This window comes from Lysobacter antibioticus (assembly GCF_001442535.1).
Lineage (GTDB): Bacteria > Pseudomonadota > Gammaproteobacteria > Xanthomonadales > Xanthomonadaceae > Lysobacter > Lysobacter antibioticus.
Map to the genome: position 1 here is coordinate 1,172,937 of NZ_CP013141.1, position 14,699 is coordinate 1,187,635.

General features: G+C 66.5%; 10 protein-coding genes and 2 pseudogenes. 5 read left to right on the forward strand and 7 right to left on the reverse strand.

Annotation, left to right across the window (positions count from 1 at the left end):
* Positions 1-23 precede the first annotated feature (23 nt).
* Both GLA29479_RS25925 and GLA29479_RS04925 read right to left on the reverse strand, forming a co-directional pair.
* Positions 24-155, reverse strand: coding sequence for a hypothetical protein (locus GLA29479_RS25925; RefSeq protein WP_282955876.1), 132 nt, complete (start codon positions 153-155; stop codon positions 24-26).
* A 62-nt stretch (positions 156-217) separates the two neighbouring features.
* The gene (locus GLA29479_RS04925; protein ID WP_057917897.1) at positions 218-1,378 is read right to left on the reverse strand and encodes an acyl-CoA dehydrogenase family protein; all 1,161 of its coding nucleotides are present in this window, start codon (positions 1,376-1,378) and stop codon (positions 218-220) included.
* 399 nt (positions 1,379-1,777) lie between these two features.
* On the opposite strand from GLA29479_RS04925, the pseudogene GLA29479_RS04930 reads away from it, so the two are divergent.
* The 5 genes and pseudogenes from GLA29479_RS04930 to GLA29479_RS04950 form a co-directional block, all read left to right on the forward strand.
* A pseudogene (locus GLA29479_RS04930) lies at positions 1,778-2,704 on the forward strand (ArsR/SmtB family transcription factor); the annotation flags it as partial.
* Positions 2,705-2,750: 46 nt separating this feature from the next.
* Positions 2,751-3,876 (forward strand): annotated as a pseudogene (locus GLA29479_RS04935) (homocysteine S-methyltransferase family protein).
* Positions 3,877-3,958: 82 nt separating this feature from the next.
* Positions 3,959-6,661 carry a methionine synthase gene (metH, locus tag GLA29479_RS04940; protein WP_057970959.1) on the forward strand — a complete coding sequence of 901 codons (2,703 nt, stop codon included), beginning with the start codon at positions 3,959-3,961 and terminating at the stop codon, positions 6,659-6,661.
* A gap of 60 nt (positions 6,662-6,721) precedes the next feature.
* A complete protein-coding gene (locus tag GLA29479_RS04945; protein ID WP_057970960.1) occupies positions 6,722-7,456 on the forward strand; it encodes a hypothetical protein in 735 nt (244 codons plus the stop codon).
* 275 nt (positions 7,457-7,731) lie between these two features.
* Positions 7,732-8,595, forward strand: a complete 864-nt coding sequence (locus GLA29479_RS04950; RefSeq protein WP_057970961.1) for an alpha/beta fold hydrolase — start codon at positions 7,732-7,734, stop codon at positions 8,593-8,595.
* A 1,491-nt stretch (positions 8,596-10,086) separates the two neighbouring features.
* Here GLA29479_RS04950 and GLA29479_RS04955 read toward each other — a convergent pair.
* From GLA29479_RS04955 to GLA29479_RS04975, 5 genes are all read right to left on the reverse strand, one after another.
* Complete coding sequence (locus GLA29479_RS04955) at positions 10,087-10,860, reverse strand: DUF2058 domain-containing protein (protein ID WP_057970962.1); 774 nt, start codon at positions 10,858-10,860, stop codon at positions 10,087-10,089.
* Between the two features lie 9 nt (positions 10,861-10,869).
* Positions 10,870-11,103 carry a SlyX family protein gene (locus GLA29479_RS04960; protein ID WP_031372970.1) on the reverse strand — a complete coding sequence of 78 codons (234 nt, stop codon included), beginning with the start codon at positions 11,101-11,103 and terminating at the stop codon, positions 10,870-10,872.
* 27 nt (positions 11,104-11,130) lie between these two features.
* Complete coding sequence (locus tag GLA29479_RS04965) at positions 11,131-12,477, reverse strand: UDP-glucose dehydrogenase family protein (protein WP_057970963.1); 1,347 nt, start codon at positions 12,475-12,477, stop codon at positions 11,131-11,133.
* An 82-nt stretch (positions 12,478-12,559) separates the two neighbouring features.
* Positions 12,560-13,399 (reverse strand): FKBP-type peptidyl-prolyl cis-trans isomerase, encoded by an 840-nt coding sequence (locus GLA29479_RS04970; RefSeq protein ID WP_144436359.1) that lies wholly within the window; start codon positions 13,397-13,399, stop codon positions 12,560-12,562.
* Between the two features lie 123 nt (positions 13,400-13,522).
* Complete coding sequence (locus tag GLA29479_RS04975; protein ID WP_057917888.1) at positions 13,523-14,467, reverse strand: FKBP-type peptidyl-prolyl cis-trans isomerase; 945 nt, start codon at positions 14,465-14,467, stop codon at positions 13,523-13,525.
* Positions 14,468-14,699 lie beyond the last annotated feature (232 nt).

Sequence of the window (14,699 nt, forward strand, 5' to 3'; positions counted from 1 at the left end):
TTTCGCGCGGGCCAAGAGAAAGGTTAGAGCTTGCGGGTCGAGGCTTGCAGGGCGGCAATGGACGCGGCGCCGTAATCGAGCGACGCGCCGACGCGGCCGCGCGCCATCGGGCGCGGACCGTGTACGGCGAGCTCGTTCGAAGCGCGCAAACCCATGCCGCCGTCCTCAGGACAGGCGGTGGGCCGTGACGAGCCGAAACGTTTCATCGTCTGTCGCTTCAGCGCAGACCGGTTTCGTTGCGGGCGATGACCAGGCGCTGGATCTCGCTGGTGCCTTCGTAGATCTCGGTGATCTTGGCGTCGCGGAAGTAGCGTTCCAACGGCATTTCCTTGGAATAGCCCATGCCGCCGTGAATCTGCACGGCCTGGTGGGCGATCCACATCGCCGCTTCCGATGCGGTGAGCTTGGCGATGGCGGCCTCGTTGCTGAAGCGGCCGCCGTTCTTTTCGGTCTCGGCCTTCTTCCAGGCCGCGCGCAAGGTCAGCAGCAGGGCCGCATCGAGCTTGCATTTCATGTCGGCGATCTTCGCCTGGGTCATCTGGAACGCGCCGATCGGCTGGCCGAAGGCCTTGCGCTCGCGCACATAGGTCAGGGTCGCCTCGTAGGCGGCGCGGGCGATGCCGATGGCCTGGCTGGCGATGCCGATGCGGCCGGCGTCGAGCACGCCCATGGCGATCTTGAAGCCGTGGCCTTCTTCGCCGAGCACGTCCTCGGGCGCGGCCACATAGTCCTCGAACTCGATCTCGCAGGTGGCCGAGGCGCGGATGCCGAGCTTGGGCTCGGTCTTGCCGCGGTGGAAGCCCGGCTTGGAGGTATCGATCATGAACGCGGTGATGCCGCGCGCGCCCTTGTCCGGGTCGGTCATCGCGAACAACACGATGTACTTGGCGACCGGGCCGGAGGTGATCCAGCTCTTCTTGCCGTTGATGACGAAGCTGCCGTCGGCCTGCTTGACCGCCTTGCAGCGCATCGCCGTGGCGTCCGAGCCCGACTGCGGCTCGGTCAGGGCGAAGGCGCCGATCTCGCGGCCCTCGGCGATCGCACGCACGTAGAGCTGCTTCTGCGCCTCGGTGCCGAACTTGAGAATGCCGTTGCAGAACAGCGAATTGTTGACCGACACGATGGTCGAGTGGGCGGCGTCGCCGGCGGCGATCTCGACCATGGCCAGCACGTAGGAGATCGGGTCCATGCCCGCGCCGCCGTACTCGGCCGGCACTTCGATGCCCATCAGGCCGTTCTCGCCGAGGGTGCGGATGTTCTCGAGCGGGAATTCGCCGGTCTGATCATGGTGCTCGGCGCTGGGAGCAATCTTTTCCTGGGCGATACGGCGCGCCACGTCCTGGATCATCAACTGCTCTTCGGTAAAGCCAAAATCCACGTCGGCACCTCTGCTGGTTTGAGCACTGCGGCCGGAGCGCGCGGCAGCCCGTAGGCGGCGCCGTCGTCGATCCCCGACCGGCGCGATGGTTCTGCGTCCTGGTCCGCGGCCCGGGTCGATGGCCGCGAATGCGAATTGTAGCCGCGCGCGCTGAATAACCCCACCCATGGGCCTGCCCGGCGCCTGTCCCTGTGTTTGCGCCGCGAGGCGTCTGCGCAGCCACGGCCGGGCCGCCCCGACTTGACCTGCACCGCCCTCGGGAACACACTTATCGCTATATCGCGATACGTTGATGGAACACGGGAATCGAGAATGGAGAACCGGGAATCGTCCTCATGGCCGTCCCGTTGCCCAACCTTCGATTCCCTATTCCCGATTCCCTCTCCCAAGGTGTTACCCATGGATCTCGAAGGCTGGTCGTCCCGCTTGAAGGTGTTCGCCGACGCCACCCGTGTGCGTCTGCTCGCTCTGCTCGAAGGCGAAGAGCTGACCGTGGCCGAGTTGTCGGCGATCACCCGCCTGGCCCAGCCGCGCGTGTCGACGCATTTATCTAAGCTCAAAGAGGCCGGACTGGTGCGCGACCGCCGCGCCGGCGTGTCGGCCTATTACCGATTCGACGACGGCGCGCTCGACCAGGCCCAGCGCGCGCTCTGGCAGACCCTCAGCACCGGCAGCGACGACCCCTTGCTGCGCCAGGACGCCGAGCGCGTGGCCGCAGTGCTCGCCATGCGCGCCTCCGACCAGAACTGGGCCGACTCGGTCGCCGGCGACATGGAGCGCCATTACTCGCCGGGCCGGACCTGGGAAGCCCTGGCGCGCTCGGCCGTGCCCCTGCTGCAACCCGGCGACGTGCTCGACATCGCCTCCGGCGACGGCGTGCTGGCCGAATTGCTGGCACCGCACTCCAACCGCTATGTCTGCCTGGACGCCAGCACCAAGGTCGTCGCCGCCGCCTCCGAACGCCTGCGCAAGCTGCGCAACGTCGAGGTGCGCGAAGGCGACATGCACGCGCTGCCGTTCGAGGCCGACAGCTTCGACCTGGTGGTGCTGATGCACGCGCTGACCTACGCCGAACACCCGGCCCAGGCCGTCGCCGAAGCCGCGCGCGTGCTGCGCCCCGGCGGCCGCTTGCTGCTGACCAGCCTGGCCGCCCACGAACACCGCGGCGCGGTCGAGGCCTTCGGCCACGTCAACCTGGGTTTCGCCGAGAAGGACCTGCAGAAGTTCGCCTCCAAGGCCGGCTTCGACATCGTCAGCTGCGAAACCGTGACCCGCGAACGGCGCCCGCCGCATTTCGAAGTCATCGCCCTGATGGCGCGCAAACCCGCCGCCGAACCGGCCCGCAAGCCGGCGAAGAAGTAAGGAGGCCCCGATGGAAACCCTGCCCTGGCTCAACCCCGAACGTGCCCGCACCCTGCTGCGCGGCCTGGACGAACGCATCCTGATCATGGACGGCGCGATGGGCACGATGATCCAGCAACACGAGTTGCAGGAAGCCGACTACCGCGGCGAGCGTTTCGCCGAAGGTTACGACCGGCTGTACGCGGGCGGCCACGACGGCGACGCCGAGCACGTCCATGGCGAGGCCTGCGGCTGCTCGCGCGACCAGCGCGGCAACAACGACCTGCTGACCCTCACCCGGCCCGACATCATCGGCGGCATCCACGCCGAATACCTCGCCGCTGGCGCCGACCTGATCGAGACCAACACCTTCAACTCGACCACGATCTCGCTGGCCGACTACGGCCTGGAGCACCTGGCGCGCGAACTCAACGAAGAAGGCGCGCGTCTGGCCCGCCAGGCCTGCGACGAGGCCGAGGCACAGGACGTCAAAGAGGGCAAACCTTCGAAGCCGCGCTACGTGATCGGCGTGCTCGGCCCGACCAGCCGCACCGCTTCGCTGAGCCCGGACGTGAACCAACCCGGCTACCGCGCAATCACCTTCGACGAGTTGCGCATCGCCTACCGCGAAGCCACCGACGGCCTGATCGACGGCGGCGCCGACGTGATCATGGTCGAGACCATCTTCGACACGCTCAACGCCAAGGCCGCGTTGTTCGCGGTCGAGGAAGCCTTCGATGCGCGCGGCGCGCGCCTGCCGATCATGATCTCCGGCACCATCACCGACGCCTCCGGCCGCACCCTCTCGGGCCAGACCGCCGAAGCCTTCTGGTACTCGGTGCGCCACGTCCAGCCGACCGCGATCGGGCTGAACTGCGCTCGGCGCCAAAGACCTGCGCGTGCACATCGACGTGCTGGCGCAGATCGCCGACTCCCACATCAGCACCCATCCGAACGCCGGCCTGCCGAATGCCTTCGGCGGTTACGACGAAACCCCGGAAGACATGGCCGCGGTGCTCGGCGAGTTCGCCCGCGCCGGCCTGCTCAACCTGGTCGGCGGCTGCTGCGGCACGACCCCGGCGCACATCGCCGCGATCGCCGCGGTGGTCGAGGGCGTCGAGCCCCGCCGTCCGCTGCAACTGGTCGAGGCGGCATGACCGCCGTTTCGATCCTCCGTTCCACCACGCGCGGCCTGCATCCGCACCATTCGCACACCCCAGCGATCACGACCCCCACGCCATGACCGCCCTCCCCCGCCAGACCCGTCTCAGCGGCCTCGAACCGCTGCAGATCACGCCCGAAAGCAATTTCGTCAACGTCGGCGAACGCACCAACGTCACCGGCAGCGCGCAGTTCCGCAAGCTGATCACCGAAGCCCGCTACGACGAGGCCGTGGTGGTCGCGCGCCAGCAGGTCGAGAACGGCGCGCAAGTGCTCGACGTCAACATGGACGAAGGTTTGCTCGATTCCGAGCAAGCCATGGTCACCTACCTCAACCTGATCGCGGCCGAGCCCGACATCGCCCGCATCCCGGTAATGGTCGACAGCTCCAAGTGGACGGTGATCGAGGCCGGGCTGAAATGCCTGCAGGGCAAGGGCATCGTCAACTCCATTTCGATGAAGGAAGGCGAAGCCGAGTTCCTGCGCCAGGCCCGCCTGGTCCGGCGTTACGGCGCCGCGGTGGTGGTGATGGCCTTCGACGAGGTCGGCCAGGCCGACACCATCGATCGCAAGGTCGAGATCTGCACCCGCGCTTACAAGCTGCTGACCGAGCGCATCGGTTTCCCGCCCGAGGACATCATCTTCGACCCGAACGTGTTCGCGGTCGCGACCGGCATCGAGGAGCACAACAACTACGCGGTCGATTTCATCGAGGCCACGCGCGAGCTCAAGCGCCGTTTCCCCTACAGCCACATCTCCGGCGGCGTCTCCAACGTCTCGTTCTCGTTCCGCGGCAACGAAGCGGTGCGCCAGGCCATCCACACCGTGTTCCTGTACCACGCCATCAAGGCCGGCATGGACATGGGCATCGTCAACGCCGGCGGCCTGCCGCTGTACGACGACCTCGACAGCGAGCTGCGCGAAGCGGTCGAAGACGTGGTGCTGAACCGCCGCGACGACAGTACCGAGCGCCTGCTGACCCTGGCCGAGCGCTACAAAGGCAAGAAAGGCGAGAAGAAGGTCGAGGACCTGGCCTGGCGCGACAAGCCGGTGCGCGACCGCCTCAGCCATTCGCTGGTGCACGGCATCGACCAGTGGATCGAAGAGGACGCCGAAGCCGCGCGCGCCGAATCCACGCGTCCGCTCGACGTGATCGAAGGCCCGCTGATGGCCGGCATGAACGTGGTCGGCGACCTGTTCGGCGCCGGCAAGATGTTCCTGCCGCAGGTGGTGAAGTCGGCGCGGGTGATGAAGAAGGCCGTGGCCTATCTGCTGCCCTACATCGAGGCCGAAAAACTGCGTACCGGCGACGCCGGCAAGTCCAACGGCAAGATCGTCATGGCCACGGTCAAGGGCGACGTCCACGACATCGGCAAGAACATCGTCGGCGTGGTCCTGGCCTGCAACAACTTCGACGTGGTCGACCTCGGCGTGATGGTGCCGGCGCAGACCATCCTGGACCGCGCCAAGGCCGAGAACGCCGACCTGATCGGCCTGTCCGGGCTGATCACGCCCTCGCTCGAAGAAATGAGCCACGTCGCCCGCGAAATGCAGCGCCAGGGTTTCACCATGCCGCTGTTGATCGGCGGCGCGACCACCTCACGCGCGCACACCGCGCTCAAGATCGACCCGCACTACAAGTCGCCGACGATCTGGGTCAAGGACGCCTCGCGCGCAGTCGGCGTGGCCCAGTCGTTGATCTCGATCGAACTGCGCGAGCCGTTCGTCGCCGCCAACGCTTCCGACTACGCCGAGATCCGTGAGCGCCACCGCAACCGCGGCGACGGCAAGCGCCTGGTCTCGCTGGAAAAAGCCCGCGGCCAGCGCTTCGACGGCCACTGGAGCGAATACGAACCGCCGGCGCCGCTGCAGCCGGGCCTGCACGTGTTCGACGACTACCCGCTCGACGAGTTGGTCGAGTACATCGACTGGACCCCGTTCTTCAACACCTGGGAACTGGCCGGACGCTACCCGGCGATCCTGACCGACGAAATCGTCGGTACCCAGGCCAGCGAGCTCTACCGCGATGCGCGCGCCATGCTCAAGCAGATGGTCGCCGAGAAGTGGGTGCAGGCCAAAGCGGTGTTCGGCTTGTGGCCGGCGAATTCGGTCGGCGACGACGTCGAGGTCGACCACGTGGATGGCGACGGCAAGCGTTCGAGCGTGCGCCTGCACTTCCTGCGCCAACAGGTCGACAAGCCGGTCGACCGGCCCGACCTGTGCCTGGCCGATTTCGTCGCCCCCAAGGACTCCGGCCGCCAGGACTGGATCGGCGGCTTCGCAGTCACCTCCGGCATCGGCATCGAGCCGCACGTCGCCCGCTTCGAGGCCGATCACGACGACTACAACGCGATCATGCTCAAGGCCCTGGCCGACCGCTTCGCCGAGGCCCTGGCCGAACGCATGCACCAGCGCGTGCGCAAGGAATTCTGGGGCTACGCCGCCGACGAGACGCTCGACAACGAGGCCCTGATCGACGAAGGCTACCGCGGCATCCGCCCGGCCCCCGGCTATCCGGCCTGCCCCGAGCACAGCGAGAAGGGCACCCTGTTCCGCATGCTCGACGCGACTCGCCACACCACCCTGGAGCTGACCGAGAGCTTCGCCATGTACCCGACCGCGGCGGTCTCGGGCCTGTATTTCAGCCATCCCGACAGTCAGTACTTCGTGGTCGGCCGGGTCTCCAAGGAGCAGGTCGAGGACTACGCCCGCCGCAAGGGCGCGACCCTGGCGCAGGCCGAACGCTGGCTGGCTTCGAATCTGGATTACGATCCCGAGTAAGACGGACGGGCGGCGCCACCGCCGCCCCCTCCAGGGACTGGTCAACACGAGCGTGCACGGATGAGCGAGATCCTGATACCCGGCGGTTACGAGATCGAGGCGGCCGGCGAGCGCGCCGGCGATGCGCTCGGCAACGCCGCCTTCATCGAAAAACACGCGGCCCCGGGCCGCATCGGCCTGTGCGGCGGGCGCGACTGGATCAACAAACTGATTCGCAAAGCGCAGTCGCCCTTGACCGAGGACGGTCACCGCAGCCTGTGGTCGCACGCCTTCGTCTTCAGCGAACGCCGCATCGACGGGCAATGGTGGGTGATCGAGTCCGATCTCGACCTGCGCTACAAGCAGATCCGCCTGGGCGTGCAGGAAAATCGCGTCGACCGCTACTACGACGCTGAAGCCTTTCCGAACATCGCCATTCTCGATTTCGACCTGAGCCCGGAACAGGTACGCAAGATCCAGATCGCTGGCCTGGACCTGCTGTCGGGCCTGTCGAGTTATTCGATCAGCGAACTGGTCGGCACCCTGATGGCGATGCACAGCCGTCGCCTGCGCCGGCGCAGCAATCTGCTGGCCAAGGAAGGCGCGCTGTATTGCTCGGCGTTGGTCCAGCATTGCTACCACGCCGCCGGCGTCGAGTTCCTGCCCGGCGTGCCCGGCAAGAACATCGCCCCGCACGACATCGACGAATCGCCGCTGCCGCACCGCACCCATCGGATCATCCGCGACCTCGGCGTCTCGACGATCCGCGAACTAGGTCACAAGTCGAAACACTGGCTGAGCAGCGCACTCGATTAGGACTGAGGCGTCCGCGCACAGGCGTGCCGGGATGCGAGGCCGGTACGCATGACGCGCGCACCTCCCGACCTTCGCCGAGCATCGTCCAAGGCGCCATCGTCCAAGGCATTCGTGCCGCCGAATACTTCGGTGTGGACCGGCCGATCCGACACGGGGCCGCAAACGCGACCGGCGCCGCTATCGCACCTCAATACGCAATGGTATGGTGACGCCATTCCTGGCCTGCCCGCGCCGCTTCCAACGCGACCGGCACCCCGACCCGCCCACGGATCGCCATGCAAGACCTGCTGTTGTTCTCCCACGCCAATGGCTTCCCGGCCCCGGTCTACCGGGTGATGCTCGCTGCCCTGGCCGAGCGTTTCCATGTCGTCCGGCCCGAGCGCATCGGCCACGACCCCCGTTATCCGGTGACCCCGGACTGGCCGCATCTGGTCGAGGAACTGGTCGCCCGCGCCGAGAACGCCGCCGGCAATGCGCGCCGGATCTGGCTGGTCGGACACTCGCTGGGCGGCTATCTGAGCCTGCTTGCTGCGCACCGGTTGGCCGACTCGGCGCTGGCCGGGCGAGTCGCCGGCGTGGTCATGTTGGATTCGCCCTTGATCGCCGGCTGGCGCGCGCGCCTGGTTTCGATCGGCCGCCGCACCGGCCTGGACAATCTGCTGATGCCGATGCGCGCCACCTTGCAGCGTCGCCGGCTCTGGCCCGACCGCACCGCGGTACGCGAACACTTCCTGGCCAAGCCCGCGTTCGCCTGCTGGGACCAGCGCGTGCTCGACGATTACGTCGAACACGGCACCCGCGCCGCCGCCGACGGCAGCCGCGAACTCGCGTTCGAGCGCGAGATCGAATACCGGATCTATCACACCCTGCCGACCACGGCGCTCAGCGGCCTGGCGCCGTCGGTCCGCGTGCCGGTCGGCTTTCTGGCCGGCACGCGTTCGCGCGAATTACGCAACGCCGGTTCCGCGCCGACCCAGCGACTGGTCGGCGAACGCTGGCGCTGGATCGAGGGCGGCCACCTGTTTCCGATGGAACGGCCGCTGGACACCGCGCAGGCGATCGCGGCGATGATCGAGGGGATGCGGCCGGCCGTTGCCGACGAAGATCAGGCGAGTTGGGCGCAAGCCGTCAATGGCTGAGTACGCGTTGCGGTCTGCTGCCGCGGGATAGGAGCGGCGCGAGCCGCGACCATGGGACGTGCTGAGGCAACAACGCCGGTGCCCTCTATCGAAGCGGTGCCCTGTCGCGAGAGTAGGAGCGGCGCGAGCCGCGACCGCGAGACGCGCAGAGGCAACAACGCCGATGCTCTCTATCGAAACTATGCTCTGTCGCAAGAGTAGGAGCGGCGCGAGTCGCGACTGCGCTGCGCGGTCTCGCGACGCACCTTCAAGCAAGATCAAACGCTAAGAGCTTCCGCCACTAAAGCGGCGGGTTACTTTCTTTTGTCATAAGCAACAAAAGAAAGGTAACCAAAGAAAAATGCTTTTTCTTTGAATCACCAGCCCGCACGAGCGATGCATACGCGGGGCTTTTTCATACGGGACATCCCTGTCCCGATGAAAAACGGCGCGCATCCCTGCGCGCCGCCCTCCGGGTCTGCTATTGCCTTCGCTAGTGCTCGGCGGCGCACGGCCAGAGCCAGGGCCTTGGATCGAAATGGCTTCGAGAAATTTTCGTCAGCCGAGATTCGCGGTCGCGGCTCGCGCCGCTCCTACCCAAGAGCGACGGCGTTGCCGTTGCCGTTGCCGTTGCCGTTGCCGTTGCCGTTGCCGTTGCCGAGATTTTGATCTGCTTTGCTGCTTTTCCGGTCAAGTGGAGACCCGTAGGGCGCCGCACAGGACGTGCGGCGTTTTCCGATAAGACAGGGACGTCTTATCGGAAAATTCCGGCGCGAGCTGCGTACTCGCAGGGGAGCTTCGTCAAGGAAAAGCATTTTTCTTTGGTGACTTTCTTTTGTTGCTTTGGACAAAAGAAAGTTACCCGCCGCTTTAGTGGCGGAAGCTTTGAGCGTTTGATCTTGATCTTGCTTGACAGAAGCGCCGCAAACCCGGCACGGCGCGGTCGCGGCTCGCGCCGCTCCTACCCCGAAGCCAAAGCCCCGTTGCCGTTGCCGTTGCCGTTGCCGCAAAGATCTTGTCGTTGCTGTGCGCCGTCTCGCACGCGCGAAGGCTAAAGAAGGCCCGGAGGGCGGCCTGCATGGATGCAGGCCGTTTTTCATCGGGACAGGGATGTCCCGTATGAAAAATCCCCGCGTCGGCATCGAACGTGCGGGCCTGTGATTCAAAAGAAAGCAACTTCTTTGGTTACCTTTGACCGAAGGGAATCCAGACGGACTTTTGTTGCTTTAGACAAAAGAAAGTAACCCGCCGCTTTAGTGGCGGAAGCTCTTGGCGTTTGATTCTGGTCTTGCTTGATAGGTGCGCCGCAAACCCAACACAGCGCGGTCGCGGCTCGCGCCGCTCCTACCCTCGCGATCGCGCGCCGCTTTCGATGAACAACATCGGCGTTGTTGTTTCTGCGTGTCCCGTGGTCGCGACTCACGTCGCTCCTACAGGAATCCACAGAGAGCCGAGCCTACGCAACACAACGAAATGGACAGACCCCGGCGGCGCAAGACGCGCCGCCCACGATCACCAGACCAGATCGTCCGGCACCTGGTACAACGGATCGGCGTAAGGATCGTCCTCGGCCGGCGCATTCGGATCGACCTTCAGCGCCACCGCCGGCGCGAAGATCGCCTCGGCCTGCTCCAGCATCGCCGCGGTCACCAACACATAACGGCCTTCGAGCTGGACCACGCCGAGTTCGCCGGCGTTGAGCTGCTTAAGCTGCGCTTCGGTGACGTAGACGCGCTTGATCTTGCCGCCATAAGGGAAGTGACGGGCGATCTCGGCATCGGGCGCATTGAGTGCCTGGTCCTTGAGCGCTTCGGCGAGCTTGGCGCGGGCTTCGCGGCGCAGGCGCGCCTCTTCCTGCTTGGCTTGCTCGGCGGCGATACGTTCGTCTTTCTCGCGCTGGGCGCGGATCGCATAAGCCTTGGCCAGATCGATGTCTTCGCGCGTGCGCGGCTTGCCCTGCCCCGGCCGGCCTGAGCCCTGATTGGCACCAGGGCGGCCCTGGCCGGGCTTGCCGGCGCCGGGACGCTGGCCCTGCGGCCGGTTGGCGTTGGGGCGCTCGGAGCCGGGTCTGTCGGCACCGGGCTTACCGGCACCGGGCCGTTCGCCGTGCGGTCGTGCACCGCGCTCGCCGGGCTTGCGCGCATCGTGACGCGCGGCGCCGGGACGCTCGCCCGGCTTGCCGCCGCGCTTGGGGTCGCCGCTGCGTTCGGAGCGTTCCGGACGTTCGGGTTTGGGAGCCGGCTTGAAGCCAAGGCCCAACAGTTGATCGCGAAGAGTGTCGCTCATGATCCGGTATCAGTAATGCGGCGGGGGTGGTTCGCCGGCGGCATCGCCGCCGGTGAGCGGCGTGGCCGCCATGGCACTGCGCAATTGCTTGATTTCATCGAGCGCGCGGTACATGAGCAGCGAATTGCGCGCTTCCTCGCTGCGTGCCGCGGCGAGTGCGTCGCTGAGTTCATTGAGCGCATGCTCCTGGAACGCTACGCGCGTTTCCAGGTCGATCAGGCGTTGCTCGAGTTCGGAAGTCACAGGCGGTAATCCATGCGTGCCGACGGCTCAATCGCCGTCGATCAGGATCGAGCGCCCGCGCCCGATGCCGTAATAGGCCAGGTCGGCCGCCTCGACCTCGTCGGGATGGTACAGGTTGCGCCCGTCGAAGATCACGCCGTCGGCCAAGGCCTGGCGCACCCGCACGAAATCCGGACTGCGGAACTGCTTCCACTCGGTCACCACGACCAGGGCGTCGGCATCGGCCAGCGCGGCGCGCGCCGAATCGCACAGCGCCAGGTCCTCGCGCTCGCCGAAGATGCGCTCGGCTTCCTCGTTGGCTTCCGGATCGTAGGCGCGCACGCGCGCGCCGGCGTCCCACAACTGGTTCAGCAGCGTGCGGCTCGAGGCCTCGCGCATGTCGTCGGTGTTCGGCTTGAACGCCAGGCCCCAGACCGCGAAGGTCTTGCCGGCGATGTCGCCGCCGTAGTGGCGCTGGATCAGCTCGAACAAATGCCCCTTCTGGCTGTCGTTGACCGCTTCCACCGCGTCGAGCAGGCGTGCCTGGTAGCCGTGCTGCTGGGCGGTGCGGGCCAGCGCCTGCACGTCCTTCGGGAAGCACGAGCCGCCGTAGCCGGCGCCCGGGTAGATGAAGTGCCAGCCGATGCGCGGGTCCGAACCGATGCCGTGGCGGACCATTTCGATGTCGGCGCCGACTTTCTCGGCGATGTTGGCCATTTCGTTCATGAAACTGATCTTGGTCGCCAGCATCGCATTGGCGGCGTACTTGGTCAGTTCGGCCGAGCGCAGGTCCATGTAGACGATGCGTTCGTGATTGCGGTTGAACGGCGCGTACAGGCGCTTGAGTTTTTCCAGCGCGACCGGGCTGGACGCGCCGATCACGATGCGGTCGGGACGCATGCAGTCGTTGACCGCATCGCCTTCCTTGAGGAATTCGGGGTTGGAGGCCACATCGAAGGCCACGTCGACGCCGCGCGCCTGCAATTCGCGGACGATCGTCGCATGGACCTTGTCGGCGGTGCCGACCGGCACGGTCGACTTGTTGACCACCACCACCTGGCGCTCGATATGGCGGCCGATGGTCGTCGCCACGGCGAGCACGTACTTGAGGTCGGCGCTGCCGTCCTCGTCGGGTGGCGTGCCCACGGCGATGAAGATCAGGTCGCCATGAGCGATCGCAGCGGCGGCGTCGGTGGTGAAGTGGAGACGGCCGGCGGCGTGGTTGGCCTTGACCATCGGCTCCAGGCCGGGCTCGTAGATCGGGATCACCCCGCGCTCGAGGCCTTCGATCTTGGCCTGGTCGATATCGACGCAGACCACGTCGTGACCGACATCGGCCAGGCAGGTTCCGGTGACCAGACCCACATAGCCGGTGCCGAAGATGGTGACGCGCATGGGTAGTTCTCTATCGAAGGTATTGCCCGGCCCTGCGGCCGGACTCCGTGCCCGCACGCGCGGGCACGGAGCGTCGCAAGACTCAGTGCTGCGGGTGCGTGCCGCCCATCGCGGCCGATTCCGGGCCGCCGGCAGGACCGCCCGCGCCGGGCTTGACGATGTCGAGCAGTTCGACGTCGAACACCAGGGTCGCATTCGGGCCGATCGGGCCGCCCGGGGTGCCCTGCTCGCCGTAGCCGAGCTTGCTCGGGATCCACAGCTTGAACTTGCTGCCGACCGGCATCAGCGCGATGCCTTCCTGCCAGCCCGGGACCACCGCGCCGAGCGGGAACACCGCCGGTTCCTTGCGATCGTAGGAGCTGTCGAAGGTCTTGCCGTCGAGCATCGTGCCCTTGTAGTGCACGCGCACGGTGTCGCTGCTCTTGGGCTTGGCGCCCTTGCCTTCGGTCACCATCTGGTACTGCAGGCCCGACGCGGTGGTCACCACGCCCGGCTTCTTGCCGTTGGCGGCGAGGAACTTGTCGCCTTCTTCCTGGTTCTTCTTGGCCATCGCGACCATTTTCTCGATCTGCTTGGTGCGGACCTTTTCCTGCAGGCGCTCGCGGATCTGGCGCGCTTCATCGTCGCTCAGCAGCGGCTTGTCGCCCTTCATATTGGCCTGCATGGCCTTCTGCAGCACGGCCAGGTCGAGATCGTCCTTGAGCAGCTCGAGCGAGCGGCCCATGTCCATGCCGATCAGATAGCTTTCCTGCTCCTTCTCGGTCTTCATGCCGCCGAGCGCCTTGACGTCGCTCTTGGCATCGGCCTTGTCGCCGGGCTTCGCGTCTGCGGCCTTGCCGTCGGCCGGCTTGCCGGCCTGGTTGCAGCCGGACGCGAACAGCGCCATCGAGGCCACGGCGAACGCGAGGGCGGTGTTACGCATGAAAGGCTTCATCAAACTGCACTCCTGAGGAGGAAATAACCGAAAACGAGGGTGGGAACCGGGCCGACGGCTGGACAAACTGCCAGCCGGCGGCTGAACGCAACGAGTCTGGGCGGCGAACGATCAGAGAATGTCGAGCAGCTCGACTTCGAACTCGAGGGTCGCATTCGGGCCGATCTTCGGCGGCGCGCCCGACGGACCGTAGGCCAGTTCGGCCGGGATCCAGAACTTGAACTTGCTGCCGACCGGCATCATCGCCAGGCCTTCCTGCCAGCCCTGGATCACGCCGTTGACCGGGAACTCGGCCGGCTGGCCGCGATCGTAGGAACTGTCGAAGGTGCTGCCGTCGAGCAAGGTGCCCTTGTAGTTCACGCTGACCTTGTCGGTCGGCTTGGGACGCTCGCCGGAACCCTGGCGCAGCACCATGTACTGCAGGCCCGAGCCGGTTACGAACACGCCCTTGACCTTCTTGTTGGTCTCGAGGAAATCCTTGCCCTTCTTCAGGTTGGCGTCGCCGGCCGCGGCCGCTTCGGCCTTCATCTTGGCCTGCAGGCGTTCGCTGAAACCGGTCAGCACGGTGCGGGCCTCGGCTTCGGCGAGCAGCGGCTTGCCGCCGCTCAGCGAGGTGCGCAGCGCCTGCACCAGCAGCGGCAGCTCGATCTCGGATTTGATCTGCTGCAGCGACGGGCCGACCATGAAGGTGCCGATCAGCAGACCGACCTTGTCCTTGGCCACCGGCGGCGGCGGCGCGCCCGGGGCGGCGCCCGGAACCGGCTTGCCGTCGCGCGAGGCGATGCGCGCGCGCAGGGCCTGATCGACGGTGCGGGCTTCTTCCTGGGTGATCAACGGCTTGCCGCCGTCGAAGACGTTCTTGACCGCGCGCTCGAAAGCGGCGGTGTCGAGATCGGGACCGACCGGCTTGAGCGAACTGGCCACATCCAGGCCAATGGCATAGCTGATCTTTTCACGGTCGTTGGCGAGCACGGTCTTGTCCTGGGCAGAGGCGACGCCGCTGAACAGCGCCGCAGTGGTGATCAACACGGCCGCGCCGCGCACGAAAGCCTTCATCGGGTCCCGCTCCTTTTTGCGAATCGATACGCCGCAGTCCGGCGCAAGCCCGTCATTGTCGCGGGCCGGCGCTACGGCGGCAATGTTCCAGTGTGACGGCGGACAAGCCCGGAAGTTCCATCCCGCCGCGAGTCGCGAGCGCCGGAAACCGGATCGCCTGCGCAGATCCGCGCGCGCAGCGCCCCATTCCGGCGCGATGCGACGCCGCGCCCGAGCGCTGCCGATGCCCGGC